General features: G+C 69.0%; 18 protein-coding genes, 1 tRNA gene and 1 pseudogene. 5 read left to right on the forward strand and 15 right to left on the reverse strand.

All coding sequences use genetic code 11. The annotated features are described in order from the left end of the window. The 3 genes and pseudogenes from IO30_RS0128045 to IO30_RS43865 form a co-directional block, all read left to right on the forward strand. Positions 1-498 (forward strand): annotated as a pseudogene (locus IO30_RS0128045) (hypothetical protein); the annotation flags it as partial. Between the two features lie 50 nt (positions 499-548). Next, entirely contained in the window at positions 549-1,079 is a 531-nt protein-coding gene (locus IO30_RS47180; RefSeq protein ID WP_031147442.1) for a Pycsar system effector family protein, read from the forward strand. Between the two features lie 248 nt (positions 1,080-1,327). After that, entirely contained in the window at positions 1,328-2,449 is a 1,122-nt protein-coding gene (locus IO30_RS43865) for a M48 family metalloprotease (RefSeq protein ID WP_237403427.1), read from the forward strand. A 73-nt stretch (positions 2,450-2,522) separates the two neighbouring features. On the opposite strand, the gene IO30_RS0128060 is transcribed toward IO30_RS43865, so the two are convergent. The 10 genes from IO30_RS0128060 to IO30_RS0128105 form a co-directional block, all read right to left on the reverse strand. Then, positions 2,523-6,437, reverse strand: coding sequence for a DNA-directed RNA polymerase subunit beta' (locus IO30_RS0128060; RefSeq protein ID WP_031147446.1), 3,915 nt, complete (start codon positions 6,435-6,437; stop codon positions 2,523-2,525). Positions 6,438-6,534: 97 nt separating this feature from the next. After that, positions 6,535-10,017: a DNA-directed RNA polymerase subunit beta gene (gene rpoB / locus IO30_RS0128065; protein WP_031147448.1), complete on the reverse strand. Its 3,483-nt coding sequence runs from the start codon at positions 10,015-10,017 to the stop codon at positions 6,535-6,537. A gap of 586 nt (positions 10,018-10,603) precedes the next feature. Then, positions 10,604-10,984, reverse strand: coding sequence for a 50S ribosomal protein L7/L12 (gene rplL, locus IO30_RS0128070; RefSeq protein WP_031147450.1), 381 nt, complete (start codon positions 10,982-10,984; stop codon positions 10,604-10,606). Between the two features lie 110 nt (positions 10,985-11,094). Next, positions 11,095-11,625, reverse strand: coding sequence for a 50S ribosomal protein L10 (gene rplJ / locus IO30_RS0128075; RefSeq protein ID WP_031147451.1), 531 nt, complete (start codon positions 11,623-11,625; stop codon positions 11,095-11,097). A 273-nt stretch (positions 11,626-11,898) separates the two neighbouring features. Continuing rightward, positions 11,899-12,828: an SCO4651 family lipoprotein gene (locus IO30_RS0128080; protein WP_157853390.1), complete on the reverse strand. Its 930-nt coding sequence runs from the start codon at positions 12,826-12,828 to the stop codon at positions 11,899-11,901. A 179-nt stretch (positions 12,829-13,007) separates the two neighbouring features. Then, positions 13,008-13,736, reverse strand: a complete 729-nt coding sequence (gene rplA, locus IO30_RS0128085; protein WP_031147455.1) for a 50S ribosomal protein L1 — start codon at positions 13,734-13,736, stop codon at positions 13,008-13,010. Positions 13,737-13,828: 92 nt separating this feature from the next. After that, complete coding sequence (gene rplK / locus IO30_RS0128090) at positions 13,829-14,263, reverse strand: 50S ribosomal protein L11 (RefSeq protein WP_031147457.1); 435 nt, start codon at positions 14,261-14,263, stop codon at positions 13,829-13,831. Positions 14,264-14,456: 193 nt separating this feature from the next. After that, entirely contained in the window at positions 14,457-15,386 is a 930-nt protein-coding gene (gene nusG, locus IO30_RS0128095; RefSeq protein ID WP_031147459.1) for a transcription termination/antitermination protein NusG, read from the reverse strand. An 84-nt stretch (positions 15,387-15,470) separates the two neighbouring features. Next, positions 15,471-15,752 (reverse strand): preprotein translocase subunit SecE, encoded by a 282-nt coding sequence (gene secE, locus IO30_RS0128100; protein WP_030298162.1) that lies wholly within the window; start codon positions 15,750-15,752, stop codon positions 15,471-15,473. 106 nt (positions 15,753-15,858) lie between these two features. Beyond that, positions 15,859-15,931, reverse strand: a tRNA-Trp gene (locus IO30_RS0128105). Positions 15,932-16,135: 204 nt separating this feature from the next. Between IO30_RS0128105 and IO30_RS0128110 the strand changes: the two genes are divergently transcribed. Next, positions 16,136-17,362 carry a pyridoxal phosphate-dependent aminotransferase gene (locus tag IO30_RS0128110; protein ID WP_031147462.1) on the forward strand — a complete coding sequence of 409 codons (1,227 nt, stop codon included), beginning with the start codon at positions 16,136-16,138 and terminating at the stop codon, positions 17,360-17,362. Positions 17,363-17,531: 169 nt separating this feature from the next. Then, a complete protein-coding gene (locus tag IO30_RS0128115) occupies positions 17,532-18,551 on the forward strand; it encodes an adenosine deaminase (RefSeq protein WP_031147464.1) in 1,020 nt (339 codons plus the stop codon). Here the strand turns inward: IO30_RS0128115 and IO30_RS40935 are convergent. The 5 genes from IO30_RS40935 to IO30_RS0128140 form a co-directional block, all read right to left on the reverse strand. Then, entirely contained in the window at positions 18,541-18,957 is a 417-nt protein-coding gene (locus IO30_RS40935; protein ID WP_031147466.1) for a hypothetical protein, read from the reverse strand. The two genes, IO30_RS0128115 and IO30_RS40935, sit on opposite strands and share 11 nt — an antisense overlap. 16 nt (positions 18,958-18,973) lie before the next feature. Continuing rightward, a complete protein-coding gene (locus IO30_RS0128125; RefSeq protein ID WP_234321859.1) occupies positions 18,974-20,089 on the reverse strand; it encodes a UDP-N-acetylmuramate dehydrogenase in 1,116 nt (371 codons plus the stop codon). Next, a complete protein-coding gene (locus IO30_RS0128130; RefSeq protein WP_031147470.1) occupies positions 20,086-20,484 on the reverse strand; it encodes a DUF3291 domain-containing protein in 399 nt (132 codons plus the stop codon). The genes IO30_RS0128125 and IO30_RS0128130 overlap by 4 nt, the downstream gene beginning before the upstream one ends. 36 nt (positions 20,485-20,520) lie before the next feature. Next, on the reverse strand, positions 20,521-21,993 hold the full coding sequence (locus tag IO30_RS0128135) for an MFS transporter (protein ID WP_031147472.1): 1,473 nt from the start codon (positions 21,991-21,993) through the stop codon (positions 20,521-20,523). Between the two features lie 163 nt (positions 21,994-22,156). Then, complete coding sequence (locus IO30_RS0128140) at positions 22,157-22,675, reverse strand: TetR/AcrR family transcriptional regulator (RefSeq protein WP_051902639.1); 519 nt, start codon at positions 22,673-22,675, stop codon at positions 22,157-22,159. Between the last annotated feature and the right edge of the window lie 169 nt (positions 22,676-22,844).

Raw genomic sequence — 22,844 nt, forward strand, 5'->3', positions numbered from 1 at the left:
CCCCCGGCTCCACCCGCCGCCCCGCCGCAGCCCCGGACCCCGCCCGGGGCCGAGCCATACGCAATGCCGGGGGCCCCGTACGGCCCGCCGCAGACCTTCGCCCAGTGGGAGCCCCCGCCCGGCTACGGAACCAGCCCGGTCCCGCAACAACCTCCCGCCGGGCCCCGGCCCGCCCCCCAGTCATCCCCCACCCGGGAAGAAACCGACCTCGCCGGCCCGCAGACCGCGCCCATCCCGCACGCCGAACCACAGCCCGGGCAGACCACCCAGGCCGAACCGGCTCCGTACGCCGAACCCCTGGCCGAGCGGGCCGCCCCGCCCGTACCCAGCCCGTACGCCGGACCGGAGCCCAGGCAGGCCGCCCAGCCCCAACCGCACCCCGCGCAGGCTGCCCACCCGCAGCCCGGGCAGAGGGCCCAGGCCGGATCAGGTCCGTACGCCGAACCGCAGGCCGCGCCCGCGGCGCAGGCCGAGGCCGACGGGCCGGTGCAGCCGTGACCGCGCCCACCCACGGAGCCGAGGCCGCGCCCGCGGCCGCGCCGGACCGCATGCCCGCGGCGGCGGAAACGGCGGCCACGGCCCCCGCACCGCCCGGCGGGGCGGCCGCCGTCCGGCTGCTCGCCGACCTGCGGGCCGAGATAGCCCGGGCCGACAGCAAGGCCTCCGTCCTGGTCGCGGCCCTGGGCATGACCGCCGGGGTGATCAGCGCCCTGCTCGCCGGGAAGGGCTGGCAGCCCGGCTCGCTCTCCACTCCCGGCACGGCCGTCTGGTGGACGGGAGCCACGGCCCTCGCACTGGCGCTGCCCGCCCTGCTGATCGCCGTACTGCCCCGCTACCGCTCGGCCGAGTGGGAGCCGGGCTCGCCGCTGTCGTACTTCGGCGACATCCGGTCGGCGGTCCGCCAGGGCCGTCTCGCCGAGGCGCTCGCGGAGACGGACCGCGACCCCACCGCCTCCCTGATGGCCGCCCTGGCGGAGAACAGCCGGATCGCCACCCGCAAGCACCAGTGGATCAGGGCCGGCCTGCTCGCCTTCTGCGCGGCCGCGGTCCTGCTCCCCGCCGCCCTCCTCATCGGCTGACGCCACCGAGACGACGAAGGACCACCGTGAACCAGTCGCCCGAACCCGAGTACCCACAGCCCCCACAGCCCCCACAGGACCCCCGGGCTGCCCAGTACCCCGCATACCCCCAAGGCCCCCAGTACCCGCAGGGCCCGCCCCCGGCGTACCCACAGCAGCAGACCCCGCCGGCCCACCCGGCGGCCGAACCCGCACCGGGCGCCCCTGCGCAGCCCCCGCAGTACCCGCAGCCCCCGTACCCGCAGCCCGTGCAGCCCGCGCCCCACCAGCACTACCCGCAGCAGCCCGCGTACCCCCAGCCCGCACCGCCACAGCCCGCCTACCCGCAGTACCCGCAGTACCAGCAGGCGCCCGCGCCGGCCCCCGCCCCCGTGCCGCCGGCCCGGCCCGCCCCGGCCGCCCAGGACGACCTGGACTACCAGAACGCCCCCGGCACCCGGCTCCACCTCAAGGCGCACCAGCGCAGCACCGACGCCACCGCCTTCGGCCAGCTCGCCCTGCACGTCCCCGGCTTCCTGATGAGCCTCATGGTGGTGCTCCTGGCCGCCACGATCCTCCAGGCCCTGACCGGCCTGCCCTCCTGGCTGCCCACCGTGCTGTGGATCGCCTCCGGGGCCCTCGTCTTCCACCGCCCCAGCGAGGACTTCTTCGCCCGCCACCTGCTGCGCCTGCAGCGCCCGCTCCCCCACGAGCTCGCCGCCCTCGCTCCGGTATGGCGCGAGGTCACGGCCCGCGCGGGCGTCGACGGCAACCGCTACGAGCTGTGGATCGAGGACTCCGACCACCTCAACGCGTACGCGGCCGCGGGCCACATCGTCGGGGTCACCCGCAACGCCCTGGACAACCTGCCGCGGTCCCAGCTGGCCGCCGTCCTCGCCCACGAGCTCGGCCACCACACCGGCGGCCACGCCTGGTCCGGCCTGCTGGGCTGGTGGTACTCCCTGCCCGGGCGTCTGGCCTGGCAGGTCGTCCGGGCCGTGACGGTGTTCGTCATCCGGTTCACCAGCTTCTTCTCCTACCTGGCGGCCGGACTGCTGATCATCTTCGTCGGCATGTTCACCCTGCTGACGGTCACCGCCACCTACGGGCTCCCGCTGCTGCTGCTCGTGATGCCGTACTTCATGGCGGCGGTGGGCCGCCGGGCCGAGCTGCGCGCCGACGCGCACGCGGCCGTCCTCGGCTTCGCCCCGATGCTCGCGCAGATGCTCCACGGGGTGATGGTGCAGGAAGAGCAGGCCAAGCAGGCCGTGCTGATGCAGACCGGGAAGCCGTTCACGGAGCCCGGCACGCTCTCCCGGCTGCTCTCCACCCACCCCGACCACCGCACACGGCTGCACCACCTCCAGCCGTACCTGCACAGCGGCCGCTGAAACGCCGCAGGGCGGCCACCCTCTCGGGTGACCGCCCTGCGGTTACTGCGCTACTGCTCTACTGCTTCGGACCTCAGCCGTTGTACGGGCCGTAGTCGTAGTCCTCCAGCGGGACAGCCTGGCCGGAGCCGGTGCCGAAGGGCGAGTAGTCGATGTCGTCGTAACCGACGGCCGAGTACATCGCTGCCTTGGCTTCCTCGGTGGGCTCGACCCGGATGTTGCGGTAGCGGGCGAGGCCCGTACCGGCCGGGATGAGCTTACCGATGATGACGTTCTCCTTGAGGCCGATCAGGGAGTCGGACTTGGCGTTGATCGCCGCGTCCGTCAGAACCCTGGTCGTCTCCTGGAAGGACGCCGCCGACAGCCAGGACTCGGTCGCGAGCGAGGCCTTGGTGATACCCATCAGCTGCGGACGGCCGGAGGCGGGGTGACCGCCCTCGGTGACCACACGACGGTTCTCGGTCTCGAACTTCGACCGCTCGACGAGCTCGCCCGGCAGGAGCTCCGCGTCGCCGGACTCGATGATCGTCACGCGGCGCAGCATCTGCCGGATGATGATCTCGATGTGCTTGTCGTGGATCGACACGCCCTGCGAGTTGTAGACCTTCTGGACTTCGCCGACCAGGTGGACCTGGACGGCACGCTGGCCGAGGATGCGCAGCACGTCGTGCGGGTTGGTGGCACCCATGGTGAGCTTCTGGCCCACCTCGACGTGGTCGCCCTCGTGCACGATGACCTTGGCGCGCTTCGAGATCGGGAACGCCGTCTCGTCGCTGCCGTCGTCGGGCGTGATGACGATCTTCTTCGTCTTCTCGGTCTCCTCGATCCGCACGCGGCCGGCGGCCTCGGAGATCGGGGCGACACCCTTCGGGGTACGGGCCTCGAAGAGCTCGACGACACGCGGCAGACCCTGCGTGATGTCGTCACCGGCCACACCACCGGTGTGGAAGGTACGCATCGTCAGCTGGGTACCGGGCTCACCGATGGACTGGGCGGCGATGATGCCGACCGCCTCACCGATGTCGACCAGCTTGCCGGTGGCGAGCGAGCGTCCGTAGCAGAAGGCACAGGTGCCGACCGCGGACTCACAGGTCAGGACCGAGCGGGTCTTGACCTCCTCGACGCCGTTGGCGACCAGGGCGTCGATGAGCACGTCACCGAGGTCGACGTTGGCCGGCGCGATGACCTTGCCGTCGATGACGACGTCCTCGGCCAGCATGCGGGCGTAGATCGAGGTCTCGACGTCGTCGGCCTTGCGCAGCACGCCGTCCTCGCCGCGAACGGCGATCTTCAGCTTCAGACCGCGCTCGGTGCCGCAGTCCTCCTCGCGGATGATGACGTCCTGCGAGACGTCCACCAGACGACGGGTGAGGTAACCCGAGTCGGCGGTACGCAGGGCGGTGTCCGCCAGACCCTTACGGGCACCGTGCGTGGAGATGAAGTACTCCAGAACGGTGAGGCCCTCACGGAAGGACGCCTTGATCGGACGCGGGATGGTCTCGTTCTTCGCGTTCGACACCAGACCACGCATACCGGCGATCTGTCGCATCTGCATCATGTTTCCTCGGGCACCCGAGTCAACCATCATGAAGATGGGGTTCGTCTTGGGGAAGTTCGCGTTCATCGCCTCGGCAACCTCGTTGGTCGCCTTGGTCCAGATCGCGATGAGCTCCTGCGTGCGCTCGTCCTTGGTGATCAGACCGCGCTCGTACTGCTTCTGGACCTTCTCGTCCAGCTCCTCGTAGCCCTTGACGATGGCCTTCTTGGCCTCGGGCACGACGACGTCGGAGATGGCCACGGTGACGCCCGAACGGGTCGCCCAGTGGAAGCCGGCCGCCTTCAGGTTGTCGAGCGTCGCCGCCACGATGACCTTGGGGTAGCGCTCCGCCAGGTCGTTGACGATCTCGGAGAGCTGCTTCTTGCCCACCGAGTAGTCGACGAACGGGTAGTCCTCGGGCAGCAGCTCGTTGAAGAGCGCGCGGCCCAGGGTGGTGCGCAGACGGAAGCTGTCGCCCGGCTGGAACTCGCGTTCCGCGACGGCGTCGTCCCCGCTCTCGGCGACCGGCGGCACCCAGCCGCGCGGCGGGATGGTGCCCACCGGGAAGCGGATGTCGACGGCCGACTGGAGCGCGAGCTCGCCGTTGTCGAACGCCATGGTCGCCTCGGCCGTGGAGCCGAACGCGCGGCCCTCGCCCTTGACGTCACGGAGCTCACCGTCGGTGGTCAGGAAGAACAGACCGAGGACCATGTCCTGGGTCGGCATCGTGACCGGACGGCCGTCGGCCGGCTTGAGGATGTTGTTCGAGGACAGCATCAGGATGCGGGCCTCGGCCTGCGCCTCCGCGGAGAGCGGCAGGTGCACGGCCATCTGGTCACCGTCGAAGTCCGCGTTGAACGCGGTGCAGACGAGCGGGTGGATCTGGATGGCCTTGCCTTCGACCAGCTGGGGCTCGAAGGCCTGGATGCCGAGGCGGTGCAGCGTGGGCGCACGGTTCAGGAGAACCGGGTGCTCGGCGATGACCTCTTCGAGCACGTCGTAGACGACCGTGCGGCCGCGCTCGACCATGCGCTTCGCCGACTTGATGTTCTGCGCGTGGTTCAGGTCGACCAGGCGCTTCATCACGAACGGCTTGAAGAGCTCCAGCGCCATGGCCTTGGGCAGACCGCACTGGTGCAGCTTCAGCTGCGGACCGACGACGATCACGGAACGCGCGGAGTAGTCCACGCGCTTACCGAGAAGGTTCTGACGGAATCGACCCTGCTTGCCCTTGAGCATGTCGCTCAGGGACTTCAGCGGACGGTTACCGGGACCGGTCACCGGACGGCCACGACGACCGTTGTCGAAGAGGGCGTCCACGGCCTCCTGAAGCATGCGCTTCTCGTTGTTCACGATGATCTCGGGGGCACCGAGGTCGAGGAGACGCTTCAGACGGTTGTTGCGGTTGATCACGCGGCGGTACAGGTCGTTCAGGTCGGAGGTCGCGAAGCGGCCACCGTCCAGCTGCACCATCGGACGCAGGTCCGGCGGGATGACCGGCACGCAGTCGAGCACCATGCCCTTGGGCTTGTTGCTGGTCTGCAGGAACGCGGAGACGACCTTGAGGCGCTTGAGCGCACGGGTCTTCTTCTGGCCCTTGCCGGTACGGATGATCTCGCGGAGGCGCTCGGCCTCTTCCTCGAGGTCGAAGGACTCCAGGCGCTTCTGCAGCGCGGCGGCGCCCATGCAGCCGTCGAAGTACGTGCCGAAGCGGTCACGCAGCTCGCGGTACAGGAGCTCGTCGCCCTCCAGGTCCTGGACCTTGAGGTTCTTGAAGCGGGCCCACACCTCGTCGAGGCGGTCGATCTCGCGCTGGGCGCGGTCACGGAGCTGCTTCATCTCGCGCTCGGCACCTTCGCGCACCTTGCGGCGTACGTCGGCCTTCGCGCCCTCGGCCTCGAGCTCGGCCAGGTCGGTCTCGAGCTTCTTGGCACGGCCTTCGAGGTCCGCGTCGCGGCGGTTCTCGATCTGCTGGCGCTCGACGGAGACGTGCGCCTCCAGCGACGGGAGGTCGCGGGTGCGGCGCTCGTCGTCGACGAACGTGATCATGTACGCGGCGAAGTAGATGACCTTCTCAAGGTCCTTCGGCGCGAGGTCCAGCAGGTAGCCCAGGCGCGACGGGACGCCCTTGAAGTACCAGATGTGGGTGACGGGAGCGGCAAGCTCGATGTGGCCCATCCGCTCACGACGCACCTTGGCGCGCGTGACTTCGACGCCACAGCGCTCGCAGATGATGCCCTTGAAGCGGACACGCTTGTACTTACCGCAGTAGCACTCCCAGTCCCGGGTAGGACCGAAGATCTTCTCGCAGAAGAGTCCGTCCTTCTCGGGCTTGAGGGTGCGGTAGTTGATGGTCTCCGGCTTCTTGACCTCGCCGTGCGACCAGGTTCGGATGTCGTCCGCGGTGGCAAGGCCGATCCGCAGCTCGTCGAAGAAGTTGACGTCGAGCACTGTGCGTCAATCCCTCTTTCGGGGTCGAGTCTCAATCATGGTCTGAACGGTCCCGGGGATGACGGGGGGCTCTTGAGCGAGCCCCCCGTCAGGCCCGTCAGACCTCTTCGACGCTGCTCGGCTCGCGCCGGGACAGGTCGATACCGAGCTCCTCCGCCGCGCGGAAGACGTCCTCGTCGGTGTCGCGCATCTCGATGGACATGCCGTCCGAGGACAGCACCTCCACGTTGAGGCAGAGCGACTGCATTTCCTTGATGAGCACCTTGAAGGACTCGGGAATGCCCGGCTCGGGGATGTTCTCGCCCTTGACGATGGCCTCGTAGACCTTCACGCGGCCGGTGACGTCGTCGGACTTGATGGTCAGCAGCTCCTGGAGGGCGTAAGCGGCGCCATAAGCCTCGAGCGCCCACACCTCCATCTCACCGAAGCGCTGGCCACCGAACTGCGCCTTACCACCCAGCGGCTGCTGCGTGATCATCGAGTACGGACCGGTCGACCGAGCGTGGAGCTTGTCGTCGACCAGGTGGTGGAGCTTGAGGATGTACATGTACCCGACCGAGATCGGGTCCGGGAACGGCTCGCCGGAGCGGCCGTCGAACAGACGCGCCTTACCGGTCGGGAGCACCATGCGCTCGCCGTCGCGGTTCGGGATCGTGTGCTGCAGCAGACCTGCCAGCTCGTCCTCGCGGGCACCGTCGAACACCGGGGTGGCGACGTTGGTACCGGGAGCGACCTGGTCGGCGCCGATCGCCTGGAGGCGCTGCGCCCACTCGTCCGCCAGGCCGGAGACGTCCCAGCCGCGGCTGGCGAGCCAGCCGAGGTGGATCTCCAGGACCTGTCCCGGGTTCATTCGGGACGGGACACCCAGCGGGTTCAGGATGATGTCGACCGGCGTGCCGTCCTCAAGGAAGGGCATGTCCTCGATCGGAAGGATCTTGGAGATGACACCCTTGTTGCCGTGGCGGCCGGCGAGCTTGTCACCGTCGGTGATCTTGCGCTTCTGGGCGACGTAGACGCGGACCAGCTGGTTCACGCCCGGAGGAAGCTCGTCGCCCTCCTCGCGGTCGAAGACGCGGACACCGATGACCTTGCCGATCTCACCGTGAGGGACCTTGAGCGAGGTGTCACGCACCTCGCGGGCCTTCTCACCGAAGATCGCGCGGAGCAGGCGCTCCTCCGGGGTCAGCTCGGTCTCACCCTTGGGCGTGACCTTGCCGACCAGGATGTCGCCGGCGACGACGTCCGCACCGATGCGGATGATGCCGCGCTCGTCGAGGTCCGCGAGGACCTCCTCGGAGACGTTCGGGATGTCCCGGGTGATCTCCTCGGGGCCGAGCTTGGTGTCACGGGCGTCGACCTCGTGCTCCTCGATGTGGATCGAGGAGAGGACGTCGTCCTGCACGAGGCGCTGCGACAGGATGATCGCGTCCTCGTAGTTGTGACCTTCCCACGGCATGAACGCGACGAGCAGGTTCTTGCCGAGGGCCATTTCGCCCTCTTCGGTCGCAGGACCGTCGGCGAGGACCTGGGACTCGATGATCCGGTCACCCTCGTTGACGATGACCTTCTGGTTGACCGAGGTGCCCTGGTTCGAGCGGGAGAACTTGGCGACGCGGTACGTGGTGTACGTGCCGTCGTCGTTGGCGACGGTGATGTAGTCGGCCGAGACCTCCTGGACGACACCGTCCTTCTCCGCACGGATCGAGTCACCGGCGTCGACCGCACAGCGGTACTCCATGCCGGTGCCGACGAGCGGCGCCTCCGCCTTGATGAGCGGAACGGCCTGGCGCATCATGTTCGCGCCCATGAGGGCACGGTTGGCGTCGTCGTGCTCCAGGAAGGGGATCATCGCGGTCGCGACGGACACCATCTGGCGCGGGGAGACGTCCATGTAGTCGACGTCGTCGCCGGCGATGTAGTCGATCTCGCCGCCACGACGGCGGACCAGCACGCGGTTCTCGGTGAAGCGCATCTCGTCGTTCAGGCCGGCGTTGGCCTGGGCGATCACGAAGCGGTCTTCCTCGTCCGCGGTCAGGTAGTCGACCTCGTCCGTGACGACACCCTCGATGACCTTGCGGTACGGGGTCTCGACGAAGCCGAACGCGTTGACGCGGCCGTAGGAGGCGAGCGAGCCGATCAGACCGATGTTCGGGCCTTCAGGGGTCTCGATCGGGCACATGCGGCCGTAGTGCGACGGGTGCACGTCACGGACCTCGAAGCCGGCCCGCTCACGGGACAGACCACCGGGACCAAGAGCCGACAGGCGGCGCTTGTGGGTGAGGCCCGACAGCGGGTTGTTCTGGTCCATGAACTGCGACAGCTGGCTGGTGCCGAAGAACTCCTTGATGGAGGCGACGACCGGCCGGATGTTGATCAGGGTCTGCGGCGTGATGGCCTCGACGTCCTGAGTCGTCATGCGCTCGCGGACGACGCGCTCCATACGAGCCAGACCCGTGCGGACCTGGTTCTGGATGAGCTCGCCGACGTTGCGCAGACGACGGTTGCCGAAGTGGTCGATGTCATCGGTCTCGACCACGATCGAACGGCCGGACTCGCCGGTCGTCTCGGTCTCGCCGGCGTGCAGCTTGACCAGGTACTTGATCGTTGCGATGACGTCGTCGGTGGTGAGCACGCCGGCGTCCAGCGGCTCGTCGGCGCCGAGCTTCTTGTTCACCTTGTAGCGGCCGACCTTGGCGAGGTCGTAGCGCTTCGGGTTGAAGTAGAGGTTCTCGAGCAGCGTCTGAGCAGCCTCGCGGGTCGGCGGTTCGCCCGGACGCAGCTTGCGGTAGATGTCGAGCAGCGCGTCGTCCTGACCCTGGGTGTGGTCCTTCTCCAGGGTGGCGCGCATGGACTCGTACTCGCCGAACTCCTCGAGGATCTGCTCGGTGGTCCAGCCGAGAGCCTTCAGGAGGACGGTGACGGACTGCTTGCGCTTGCGGTCGATGCGGACACCGACCATGTCGCGCTTGTCGATCTCCATCTCCAGCCAGGCACCCCGGGACGGGATGATCTTGGCGGAGAAGATGTCCTTGTCGGACGTCTTGTCGATGGAGGAGTCGAAGTAGACACCGGGGGAACGGACAAGCTGCGACACGACGACACGCTCGGTGCCGTTGATGACGAAGGTGCCCTTGTTGGTCATGAGCGGGAAGTCGCCCATGAAGACCGTCTGAGACTTGATCTCTCCGGTCTCGTTGTTCGTGAACTCGGCCGTGACGAACAGCGGAGCCGCGTACGTGAAGTCGCGCTCCTTGCACTCGTCGACAGAGTTCTTCGCCGGCTCGAAACGGTGGTCGCGGAAGGTCAGCGACATCGACCCGGAGAAGTCCTCGATCGGCGAGATCTCCTCGAAGATCTCTTCCAGACCGGACTTGGTGGGGACGTCCTGTCCACTCTCAAGCGCCGACTCGACGCGAGACTTCCAGGCGGCGTTCCCGAGCAGCCAGTCAAAGCTCTCGGTCTGCAGCGCCAGGAGGTTCGGAACCTCGAGGGGCTCCTTGATCTTTGCAAAGGAGATGCGCAGCGGGGCGGTGCTGGCACCGTTGTTCGTATTGGTCGAGGCGTTGCGCGAGGCGGCCAAGAGGGGGTCCTTCCGAGGGCTCGGACTCACTACGCGCGTACCGGTCCCAGCCGACACAGAAGACAGGTTCTCCCCATCTGGCCAAAATGCCAGGTCAGGTCGATCAATCAAGTGTGCTCAAGCGTGGGCATGCCCCTGGCGACGGGCAGGGGGCAGCTAACAGGCAGCGCAAAGGGTCAGTGTAGCCACTCGGCTCACTGATGTCCAGACCAGGTTTCCGGAAACCGGCAACAGGCCTTCCCCACGTCCTTCAATCCGAGCCGGTGTTCAACCGACACTGCTTCCAACGCTGCGGCCCTCGCACACAGAGCGCGTATCAGTACTGCCCTCTTCGTAGCCGATCCATGCCTCGTATCCCGGATCGAGCTGGTCGAGCTGGTGACGGGTTTGAGAATTGCGCGCCGCTGCCCGTTCGTCAAGGCCCCCTGCTCCGTGCGGATCATCTTGGGACCCGGCTGCGGAGCAACGATGATCACCCTACTCCCCAACGAGACCAGGGCAAGTCAGGCACTACAGATACGCCAAAGGGCGACCACCCTTACGGGTGATCGCCCTTTGCAGAGGCCTCAGAGAGGCCTCAGAGGTGTTACTTGACCTCGACAGCCGCGCCGGCAGCCTTGAGGGACTCGGCAGCCTTGTCAGCGGCCTCCTTGGCGACCTTCTCGAGGACCGGCTTCGGAGCGCCGTCGACGAGGTCCTTGGCCTCCTTCAGACCCAGGGAGGTGAGCTCGCGCACGACCTTGATGACCTGGATCTTCTTGTCGCCGGCACCGGTGAGGATGACGTCGAACTCGTCCTGCTCCTCGGCGGCCTCAGCGGCAACCGGGGCGCCCGGACCGGCAACGGCGACGGCCGCGGCGGCGGTGACGTCGAACTTCTCCTCGAACGCCTTAACGAACTCGGAGAGCTCGATGAGGGTGAGCTCCTCGAACTGGGCGAGGAGTTCGTCCTGGGTGAGCTTCGCCATGATGGGCGATCCTTCCACTAATTCGGCAGGTGCCGGATGTATATAGAGGCGGGCGTAACGGCCCGCTTTGACCCACGCACTAGGCGGCGTGGATCAGTGCGCGAGCCGAATTACTCGGCACCGCCCTGCTCGGCGAGCTTGACGCGAAGCGCTTCCGCGGTGCGGACGAACTTCGACGGCAGCGCCTGGAAGAGCGAGGCAGCCTGAGACTGCTTGCCCTTGAACGCGCCGGCCAGCTTGCTGAGCAGAACCTCGCGGGACTCGAGGTCCGCAAGCTTCTTGATGTCATCGGCGGAGAGCGCCTTACCATCAAGGACACCCGCCTTGATGATCAGGTTGGGGTTGTCCTTGGCGAAGTCACGCAGGCTCTTCGCCGACTCCACCGGGTCACCGGTGATGAAGGCGACCGCGGTCGGACCAGCGAAGTGCTCGTCCAGCGCGGTGATCCCGGCCTGGTTGGCCGCAATCTTGGTCAGCGTGTTCTTCACCACGGCGTACTGGGCGTTCTCACCGAGCGAACGACGCAGCGTCTTGAGCTGCGCAACGGTGAGACCCCGGTACTCGGTCAGCACAGCGGCGTTCGAGCTCTGGAACTGGTCCGTGAGCTCGGCTACCGCGGCAGCCTTGTCGGGCCTTGCCATAGAGCGTCGGCCTCCTTCCGGGTGATGAGGACCGCTCAGAAGGGGCTGAACAAAACGAAACGCCCCGGCGCAAGCGCACGGGGCGTAAGCTCGACCGAATCACTCCGGGAGCGTGTCCACGAACACCTGCGCAGGACGTCCGCATTCAGCGGATCCTTCGGCCGCCCCACTCTTTCGAGCAGGGCAACGACCAGCGGTCTTTGGCTTCTGGTGAAGCGTACGCGAAGCGGTCGAGCCAAGGCAAATCGCCTCCGCCCCGGCCGCGGCGAGGGCTCAGGAACCGCCGAGTCCGCCCAGCCCCGCGTCACGGAGCGTCTTGTCGGCTTCCTTCAGCGTCTTGTCGGCCTCCTTGAGCGTGCGGTCCGTCTCCGCGAGGGAGTCGTCGACGCCCTTCAGGACCGCGTCCAGCTCGGCGACCTGCTCGGCCGGCGGGGCCTGGACGGGCGCCTGCTCGCCGAACCCGGAGAACTTCGCCGTCGCCTTCCTCGTGCCCGCGGCGTCGGTGCTCACGGTGTCGACGCGGACGGGGTAGCCGTCCTTGCCGATCCACAGGTCGACCTCCCAGGCCGTGAGGTGCTTCACCGCCTCGTGGAGGTACGTCCGGTCCTTCTCCTGCATGACCTTGGTCGACTCGTCCGCGGCGATCAGGTCCGCACCGGTCAGGGTGGCCTTGTAGTGCTCGGCGTCGATGCCGTCGGTCTGCCCGGCCCCCACGTGCGCGAGCTTCTCCTGGCCGAGCAGCATCGCGAGGTACTCGGCCGGGTCGTCGTTCAGCCGCATCCCCGGCTTGCCGTCCTTGGCCAGGTTCATCTTCATCCAGGGCTTGCCCTGGAGGGGCTCGTCCAGCTGGGTGTAGACGAGGTCGCCGAGCATGACCGACCGGGTGTCCGGCTTGTCGCTCTTGAGCGTCACGTCATGGCTGGACGGGTACCAGCCCTTGGTGCCGGACTGCCCGCTGGTCTTGCCGTCGCTGCCGACGATGGTCAGCTCCGCCTTGGCGGACTTGGCCGCCGCCGTCTTCAGGTAAGCGGCCTTCACCGCTTCCACGGGCGTCTGGGCCTTGGTCTTCGCCTCGGCCGCCGCGACCGCTTCCGTCGCGCCCCCGCCCGCGGCTTCCTTGCCGCCCCCGCAGGCCGTCAGGCCCGCCACGAGCAGTACGGCCGCCAGCGCGGCCCCGACGGTCTTCTTCCGGTACACAGACACCGAGGTCCCCACCCCTTGCATGATCATTTGGTCGTTCCGAGCGTACGCGCCCCGGGCCGCCCGGCACGCACCGTTGAGCCCTGCCCGCCGCACATGTGGCCCGGAACACGGAAACGGGCCCCCCGCCACCCTGTGAAGGGGGCGAGGGGCCCGTTCAGCCACTCAGTGAGCCATCAGGCTCAGACAGCAGCCGGGTCTTCCTCGACGAGGAGGTTCCGGGTGCGGTTGGAGTCCAGCTGGATGCCGGGGCCCATCGTGGTGCTCAGGGCGGCCTTCTTGATGTAGCGGCCCTTCGCGGCGGACGGCTTCAGACGAAGGATCTCGTCCAGGGCCGCGCCGTAGTTCTCGACCAGCTGCTCATCGGAGAAGGAGACCTTGCCGATGATGAAGTGCAGGTTCGAGTGCTTGTCGACGCGGAACTCGATCTTGCCACCCTTGATCTCGGTGACAGCCTTCGCGACGTCCATCGTGACGGTGCCGGTCTTCGGGTTCGGCATGAGGCCACGGGGACCGAGCACGCGGCCGAGGCGGCCGACCTTGCCCATGAGGTCCGGGGTGGCCACAACGGCGTCGAACTCGTTGAGGCGGTTGCCCTTGGCGATCTCGTTGATCAGTTCGTCGTCGCCGACAATGTCGGCGCCGGCGGCTTCCGCGGCCGCAGCACGGTCACCGGTCGCGAAGACCAGGACCCGGGCGGTCTTGCCGGTGCCGTGCGGGAGGTTCACGGTGCCGCGCACCATCTGGTCGGCCTTGCGCGGGTCGACACCCAGGCGGAAGGCGATCTCGACGGTGCTGTCGAACTTGGTCGTGGAGGTCTCCTTGGCGAGACGGACGGCCTCGAGCGGGGCGTACAGCTTCTCCCGGTCGACCTTGGCGTCCGCAGCGCGGAGAGTCTTGCTGCGCTTCACTTCTGCTCCTGTGTTGTTTCTTCAGGCGTGGAGTCGTGGTGCGGACCAGCGCTTGGTCCTACCACTGGTGGTGCTGGGCGGGTGTGGCTGGATCAGCCTTCGACCGTGATGCCCATCGAACGCGCGGTGCCGGAAATGATCTTCACGGCGGCGTCGATGTCGTTGGCGTTCAGGTCGGGCATCTTCAGCTCGGCGATCTCGCGGACCTGGGCGCCGGTGAGCTTGGCAACCTTGGTCTTGTGCGGCTCGCCGGAGCCCTTCTCCACGCCCGCGTGCTTCAGGATGAGGCGCGCGGCCGGCGGAGTCTTGGTGATGAAGGTGAAGGAGCGGTCGTCGTAGACCGTGATCTCCACCGGCACGACCATGCCACGCTGCGACTCGGTCGCGGCGTTGTAGGCCTTGCAGAACTCCATGATGTTGACGCCGTGCTGACCGAGCGCGGGGCCGACCGGCGGAGCCGGGTTGGCCGCACCGGCCTTGATCTGGAGCTTGATAAGCCCCGTGACCTTCTTCTTCTTGGGAGGCATTGCTCTCTCCGGGTCCTAGTGAGAGTTTTCAGCCACCCATCCGGTCATCCGGATGGAGGCATACCGCACCACGATAACGGGTATCGGTGCGGGGCTAAAAACCGAGCAGGTCAGACCGCCCGTGAGGGGCGATCTGACCTGTCCGGAAGCTGTGGCTCAGAAGCCGCCGCTCACACGAAGTGGATCAGCGCGGTTAGTTCTTCTGGATCTGGTCGAAGCTCAGCTCGACCGGGGTCTCGCGGCCGAAGATCTCGACGAGGCCCTTGACCTTCTTCGAGTCCGGGTTGATCTCGTTGATCGTCGCCTGGAGGGTCGCGAACGGACCGTCGGTGACGGTGACCGAGTCGCCGACCTCGAAGTCCAGGACCTCGATCGTGCGCTTGACGGCGGGCGCCGGCAGACCAGCGGCCTCGGCGGCGGCCTTGTCGGCCTTCTCCTTGGCCTCCGGCGCGAGCATCTTGACGATCTCGTCCAGGGTCAGCGGGTACGGGTCGTACGCGTTGCCGACGAAGCCGGTGACGCCAGGCGTGTTGCGGACGACGCCCCAGGACTCGTTCGTCAGATCCATGCGGACGAGAACGTAACCGGGCAGCTTGTTCTGCCGGACGTTCTTGCGCTCGCCGTTCTTGATCTGGACGATCTCTTCCTCGGGCACCTCGGCCTGGTAGATGAACTCCTCGACGTTCAGCGAGACGGCGCGCTGCTCCAGGTTGGCCTTCACGCGCTTCTCGTAACCGGCGTAGGTGTGGATCACGTACCACTCGCCGGGCAGGAGGCGCAGTTCGTCGCGCAGGGCCTGGATGGGGTCGACGGGCTCGGCGGGCTCGGCCTCTTCGGCCTCTGCGTCGGCCTCGGCCGCCACGTCACCCTCGTCCTCGGCGTCGACCTCGTCGGTGTCGTCCTCGACGACGTCCGCAGCCTCTTCGACCTCGGCGTCGTCCTCGGCCTCGGCGTCGACCTCACCCTCGACGTGCAGCGCGGCCTCCTCGGCGGCGACACCCGCCTTGGCGTCGGCGTGCTCGGCCTCGTCGGGGTCCACAGCGTCTGCCGCCTCGACGATGTCGAGCTCGTCCTCGACGGACTCGACGGAGTCGTGGCTCGCGTTCAGGTTCGGGTCAGACACGGTGGCTGCTTCTTCCTGGATACAAAAGGTGGTGGAACATGCGAAAACGGGCGGCACCCATCAAGGGGCCGCCCTCCGCGGGGATCAGCCGAAGACGAACTTGATGGCTTCCTGGAACCCATAGTCAATCACGGTCACCAGACCGATCATGATGACCACGAAGACAATCACCACGGTGGTGTACGTCGTGAGCTGGTTGCGAGTGGGCCATACAACCTTGCGGAGTTCCGCGACGATCTGGCGGTAGAAAAGCGCGAGCCGGCCCAGAGGACCCTTCTTGCCGCGCTTGCCGCCCTTGCGGGCCTTCTTCTCGCGAGTGTCGTCCTCGGCGTCAGGCATGTCGATGGAGCCCAGGGCGTCCGTCACGTCTCTCACCTGAATCCGGGTCGTGGCCGTACCGCGCCCGGTTGCGCCGCACGGCGTTGCATCGAAGTACGTACCTGCGCACACACATCCGAGAAGGAGTGTGGAGCAGGGCCGGAGGGACTCGAACCCCCAACCGCTGGTTTTGGAGACCAGTGCTCTACCAATTGAGCTACGACCCTTTGCGTTCCCCAACCTACCGCATCCGGGCGAGTGCACGGAGTGCTCACGCTTCGGGGCGGCTGCTGAGGCCCAACGACAGGTGAGTGTACGTGAACCGGGCCCTGACGTCGAACAGAACCCGACCGGACGTGCTCCCGCCCCGTTCCCGTCCGGTACCTGAAACGGCGTGCGGCCCGTCTTTGCCGTCTGGGACGATTGGCCGCATGACCTCTGAAACGCCTTCCACCGAGCGCCGCGTATCCGCCCGTATCGGCGCCATCTCCGAGTCCGCCACCCTCGCCATCGACGCCAAGGCCAAGGCGCTCAAGGCCGCCGGGCGCCCGGTGATCGGCTTCGCCGCGGGCGAGCCCGACTTCCCGACCCCGGACTACATCGTCGAGGCCGCGGTCGAGGCCTGCCGCAACCCGAAGTTCCACCGCTACACCCCGGCCGGCGGTCTCCCGGAGCTGAAGGCCGCGATCGCCGCGAAGACGCTGCGCGACTCCGGCTACGAGGTCGAGGCTTCGCAGGTCCTGGTGACCAACGGCGGCAAGCAGGCGATCTACGAGGCGTTCGCGGCGGTCCTGGACCCGGGTGACGAGGTCATCGTCCCGGCGCCGTACTGGACCACGTACCCGGAGTCGATCCGCCTCGCCGGCGGTGTCCCGGTCGAGGTCGTCGCCGACGAGACCACCGGGTACCGGGTCAGCGTCGAGCAGCTGGAGGCCGCCCGCACCGAGCGCACGAAGGTCGTCCTGTTCGTCTCCCCGTCCAACCCGACGGGCGCCGTCTACAGCGAGGCCGACTCCCGCGCGATCGGTGAGTGGGCCGCCGAGCACGGCCTGTGGGTCATGACGGACGAGATCTACGAGCACCTGGTCTACGGCGACGCGACCTTCACCTCGCTGCCGGTGCTGGTCCCGGCCCTGCGCGACAAGTGCATCATCGTCAACGGCGTCGCCAAGACCTACGCCATGACGGGCTGGCGCGTGGGCTGGGTCATCGCCCCCCAGGACGTCGTCAAGGCCGCGACCAACCTGCAGTCGCACGCCACCTCCAACGTCTCCAACGTGGCGCAGGTCGCCGCCCTGGCCGCCGTCTCCGGCAACCTGGACGCCGTCGCCGAGATGCGCAAGGCCTTCGACCGCCGCCGCCAGACCATGGTCAAGATGCTCAACGAGATCGACGGCGTGCTCTGCCCCGTCCCCGAGGGCGCCTTCTACGCGTACCCCTCGGTCAAGGGCCTCCTCGGTAAGGAGATCCGCGGCAAGCGCCCGCAGACCTCGATCGAGCTGGCCGCGCTGATCCTCGACGAGGCCGAGGTCGCGGTCGTCCCCGGCGAGGCCTTCGGCACCCCCGGCTACCTGCGCCTCTCGTACGCCCTGGGCGACGAGGACCTGGTCGAGGGCGTGTCCCGCGTCCAGAAGCTGCTGGCCGAGGCCAAGGCCTGACACGGCCCGCAGTGACGTCCCGAGCGGCGGCTCCCCGGTGGGGGGCCGCCGCTGCGGCGTCCGGGGCAGGGCTCCGGCGGCCCCGCCAGGCCCCGCCCGCACGTTCGAGCAAGCCCCCGATCGGTAAAACACCCTCCCACTCGGCGCGCGCGTACGGCAGGATCACCAGATGGAGCACGTACGCGATCTCACGCTTCTGCCGAAAGCCCACCTCCACCTGCACTTCACCGGGTCGATGCGCCCCTCGACCCTGCTGGAGCTCGCCGACAAGTACGGCGTGCGCCTGCCCGACGCGCTGACCGCCGGAGAGCCCCCCAAACTGCGGGCCACCGACGAACGCGGCTGGTTCCGCTTCCAGCGCCTCTACGACGCCGCCCGCTCCTGCCTGCGCGAGCCCGACGACATCCGCCGGCTCGTCCGCGAGGCCGCGGAGGAGGACGTACGGGACGGCAGCGGCTGGCTGGAGATCCAGGTGGATCCCACTTCCTACGCCCCCCTCCTCGGCGGGATGATCCCGGCCGTCGAGATCATCCTGGACGCCGTGGACAGCGCCTCCCGCGAGACCGGCCTCGGGATACGGGTCCTGATCGCCGCGAACCGCATGAAGCACCCCCTGGACGCCCGCACCCTGGCCCGCCTCGCCGTCCGCTACGCCGACCGCGGCGTCGTCGGCTTCGGGCTCTCCAACGACGAGCGCCGCGGCATGGCCCGCGACTTCGACCGCGCCTTCGCCATCGCCCGCGAAGGGGGCCTGCTCGCGGCCCCGCACGGCGGCGAGCTCACCGGGCCCTCCTCCGTCCGCGACTGCCTCGACGACCTGGACGCCGCCCGCATCGGGCACGGCGTACGGGCCGCGGAGGACCCCCGGCTGCTCAAGCGGCTCGCCGACCGGCAGATCACCTGCGAGGTCTGCCCGGCCTCCAACGTGGCCCTCGGCGTGTACGAGCGGCCCGAGGACGTACCGCTGCGCACCCTCTTCGAGGCGGGCGTGCCGATGGCGCTGGGCGCGGACGACCCGCTGCTGTTCGGGTCCCGCCTCGCGGCCCAGTACGAGATCGCCCGCCGCCACCACGCCTTCACGGACGCGGAACTGGCCGAGCTGGCCCGGCAGTCGGTGCGCGGCAGCGCCGCGCCCGAGGACGTCCAGGCCAAGCTGCTGGCCGGGATCGACCACTGGCTCACCGGGTGAGCCTGAGGTCCCCCTCGTAGCAGTCGGCGCGCACCCGGCCGCCGTCGGGGAAGCCGATCTCCAGGTGGGTACGGCCCTGCTCGGGCAGCGCGTACTCGGCCACGGAGGCGATGGTCTCGCCGAGGTGCCGCAGGAAGGGGTGGTCGCCGAGGTCCTCGCCGACCTCGATGCGGCCCCACTCCCCCATGTCGTACGGCTCGTGCGGCGCGGCGGACTCCACGATGAGGCACTGGTCGGACCCGGTGGTGATCCGGATGGAGTCGCCGACGCTGTCGATCAGCCAGACGTCGAGCGGTGCCTCGGAGCGCTCACCGTCGCTGACGTGCCAGGACGCGACGACTCGGCTGAGCGTGCGCCCCACGAGGCGGGTGGGGTCCGTACCGGCGCCGTGCAGGGGACAGAGCATGGACGGCCGGGACTCCTCAGATGCTGACGCCGACCGTCACCGGTTCGTTGACCAGGGTGACGCCGAAGGCCGCGTGGACGCCCGCGACGACCTCGCGGGCCAGGGTCAGGAGGTCCTCGGTGGTGGCCTCGCCGCGGTTGGTGAGGGCGAGGGTGTGCTTGGTGGAGATGCGCGCCGGTCCGGTGCCGTAGCCCTTGGTGAAACCGGCCTTGTCGATCAGCCAGGCCGCGCTGGTCTTCGTACGGCCCTCCCCCGCGGGGTAGGCGGGCGGGGCGGTCTCCGGGCCGAGGCGGTCCTGGGCGCGGGCGAGGAAGGCGGCGTAGGCCTCGTCGGTCAGGATCGGGTTGTGGAAGAAGGAGCCGGCGGACCAGGTGTCGTGGTCGGCGGGGTCGAGGACCATGCCCTTGCCGGCGCGCAGCCGCAGCACGGTCTCGCGGGCGGTGGCGGCGGGGACCCGGTCGCCGGCCTCGACGCCGAGGGCGCGGGCGGTCTCGGGGTACTTGATCGGGGCGGAGAGGCCGCCCGCGTCCTCCAGGGCGAAGCGCACGCGCAGGACGACGTACCGCTCGGGCTGGTCCTTGAAGGTGCTGTTGCGGTACCGGAAGTCGCACTCGGCGGCGCTGAGGGTGACCGTCTCGCCGGTGGTGCGGTCGTAGGCGACGACCTCGGTGACGGTGTCGCAGACCTCCTGGCCGTACGCGCCGACGTTCTGGATCGGGGTGGCGCCGGCCGAGCCGGGGATCCCGGCGAGGCACTCGATCCCGGCGAGGCCCGCCTCGACGGTGCGGGCCACGGCGTCGCTCCAGTTCTCGCCCGCGGCGAGCTCCAGGGTGGTGCCGTCGAGGGCGAAGCCGGTGGTCGCGATGCGCAGGGCGGTGCCGTCGAAGCCCTGGTCGCCGATGACCAGGTTGCTGCCGCCGCCGATGATCAGCAGCGGGGAGCGGCTCTCGTCCGCGGCGCGGACGGCGGCGATCACCTCGGCGTCGGTGGTCGCGGTGACCAGACGGGCGGCGGGCCCACCGAGGCGGAAGGTGGTCAGCGGGGCGAGGGGGGCGTCGTGGAGTTCCTGCACGTGGACAAGAGTACGGTCCGTACCCCTCGCATCCCTGCGGGGCCACGGACCGCGACTCAGCGGGCGGTCTGCTGTTCGGCCAGGCGGCGCTCGGCCTCGGCCCAGCTGACGGGGAGCCCCGACGCGGGCACGGTCCAGAAGGTGAAGGCCGACTCCTTCATGTACGCACTCGCCTTGCGGGAGCTCTCCCGGTGCGGCTCGCTGCGGGCGAAGCGGTAGAGGGCGTCGCGGTCCTCCCAGGCGGAGAGGGTGAGGAAGGTCCGGCCGAGGACGCGGGCCCGCAGGGCGACGCCGTGCGCCCCGGGGGCCTTGCGGATCTGGCCGATGATGCCGGGGGTCTTGAGGAAGAACCGGACGGCTCCGGCCAGGGTGGCCGTCTCGAACCGGGAGGCCATGACGTAGACCTCGGCGCCGGGGTCGGCCTGGGTGGGGGTGAACCAGGGGATGTCGGGCATGACGTGCACTCCTTCGGCAGATGCGGATCGCGCGGGTCAGCCCGCTGCGGGGACCTTGTTCGGGGTGACGGGCTCCGGGGTCCCGGGCGCGGGGGCCGCTGCGGCCTCGACGGGCCGGGGGGACCGGGCCTTGCGCGGGAGGAGCAGGGCGAGGCCGGCGGCCACGGCCACCGCGACGGCGCCGATCCACAGGGCCGGGACGGTGCCGTCGGTGAAGGCCTGCGGGGTCTCGTAGCCGCCCTGGGCGGAGAAGACGGAGGCCAGGACCGCGACGCCGAGGGCGCCGCCGACCTCCCGCATGGCGGTGTTGGTCCCGGAGGCCTTGCCCTGGTCGGCGGGGCGCACGGTGGACATCAGGGCGTTGGAGGCGGGGGCGAAGTACAGGCCCATCCCGATGCCGCTGATGATCAGCGGCGCGAGCTGGGTGGCGTACGAGACGTCCGCGCTCAGGATCAGGGCGAACCAGGCGAGGCCGAGGGCCTGCAGGGCGAGCCCGGCGGCGACGACGGGGCGGCTGCCGATCCGGTCGGAGAGGATCCCGGCGATCGGGGCGACGATCATCGGCATGCCGGTCCAGGGGAGCATGCGCAGCCCGGCCTCGGTGGGCGAGTACCCGGAGACGCCCTGGAAGAACTGGCTGAGCAGGAAGATCGAGCCGAACATGCCCAGGAACATGAGCAGGCCGGCCAGGTTGATGCCGAGGAATCCGCGGTCACGGAAGAGCCGCATGGGCAGGATGGGGCCGGCACTGCGGAAGCCGTGGTGGACGAAGCCGCCGACGAGTGCGGACCCGGCGATCAGGCCGGTGAGGACGGGGGCGCTGGTCCAGCCCTCGGCGTTGGCGTTCACCAGGGCGTAGACGATGCCGAAGAGACCGCCGCTGATGAGCAGGGTGCCCGGGAGGTCCAGGCGGGCACCGGGGACGCTGGACTCGGCGAGGCGCAGCCGGGCGAGCGGGATCAGGGCGAGACCGATGGGCACGTTGAGCCAGAAGATCCACTGCCAGGAGATGTGCTCGGTGAGGCTGCCGCCGATGAGGGGGCCGCTGGCCACGGCCAGGCCGGTGACGGCTCCGTAGATCCCGAGGGCCATGCCGCGCCGGGCCGCGGGGACCGCGACGGTGAGCAGGGTGAGGGTGAGCGGCATCATCACCGCGGCGCCGACGCCCTGGACGGCGCGGGCGGCGATGAGTGCGTCGATGCCGGGCGAGAGGGCGGCCGCGGCGGAGGCTGCGGTGAACACGGCGAGTCCGGCTATGAACAGCTTCCGGCGCCCGAACCGGTCCCCGAGGGCGGAGCCGAACATGAGGAGGACGGCGAAGGTGAGCGTGTAGGCGTTCACCGTCCATTCCAGGTCCTCCAGCCGGCCGCCGAGGTCCTCCCGGATGGCGGGGAGGGCGGTGGTGACGACGAGGTTGTCGAGGGCGGCCATGAAGCTGGCCGTGCCGGTGAGCACGAGCGCCCACACGGCGGGCCCGCGGAGCCGGGTGTCCTGGTCTGGTGTGTTCACGATTCCCCCTGAATCGAATCCTGAGCTTTGTTAGTTATTGATGACTAACTTTCGCGGCCAGAGAAGAGTGCCTGGGCGGGCTGCGCTAGGGCGGTCCGGCGAGGGTGGGGCGGGGCAGGCCCGGCAGCGCCGGACCGGACCGCGCCGGACCGCGCCGACGGCATTACCCGGCGGGCGCCTGGGGCTCCACATCTGCCTCGGCGGGGATCAGCATTCCGTAGGCCATGAAGGTCGTGGTCGAGCCCACGTCCCCGCCGAGGGGCGCGTGCACGGTGTCCCAGAGCTCCATCCAGGAAGCCCGGACCATCTCCCCGAACTCCGGCTCCCCGGCGGCTTCCGCCGCGGCGACGGTCACGTAGGTCTGGAGCTGCATCTGCAGCTTGTCGGGGTGATCGGCGATCAGCTGGATGTACGCCTCACCCATGACCTTGAAGGGGTCGCCCCCCTCCAGGCCCTTGGCGGCTTCCTCGAAGACGAGCCGGACGTCCTCCATACAACGGGCGACGGCGGCGAGGAAGATCGCCTGCTTGTTGGGGAAGAGCCGGAAGAGATAAGGCTGCGAAACCCCCACCCGCTTGGCGATCGCCTCGGTGGAGGTCCCGTAGTAGCCCCCACGCGCGAACTCATGCATCGCCGCCCGAATGACGCTCTCACGCCGCTCATCTGCGCTCATCCTTACCATGGGATTAAGTTAGTACTCAATCACTAACTTGGTCAAGGGGGTGGGGGGGGGCTGTTTCCGGGCGGTCGGCCCCGCCGAGGCAGATGTGGAGCCCCAGGCGCCCGCCGGGTAATGCCGTCGGCGCGGTCCGGCGCGGTCCGGTCCGGCGCTGCCGGGCCTGCCCCGCCCC

The sequence above is a fragment of the Streptomyces xanthophaeus genome, from assembly GCF_000725805.1.
In the GTDB taxonomy this organism is placed as follows: Bacteria; Actinomycetota; Actinomycetes; order Streptomycetales; family Streptomycetaceae; genus Streptomyces; species Streptomyces xanthophaeus.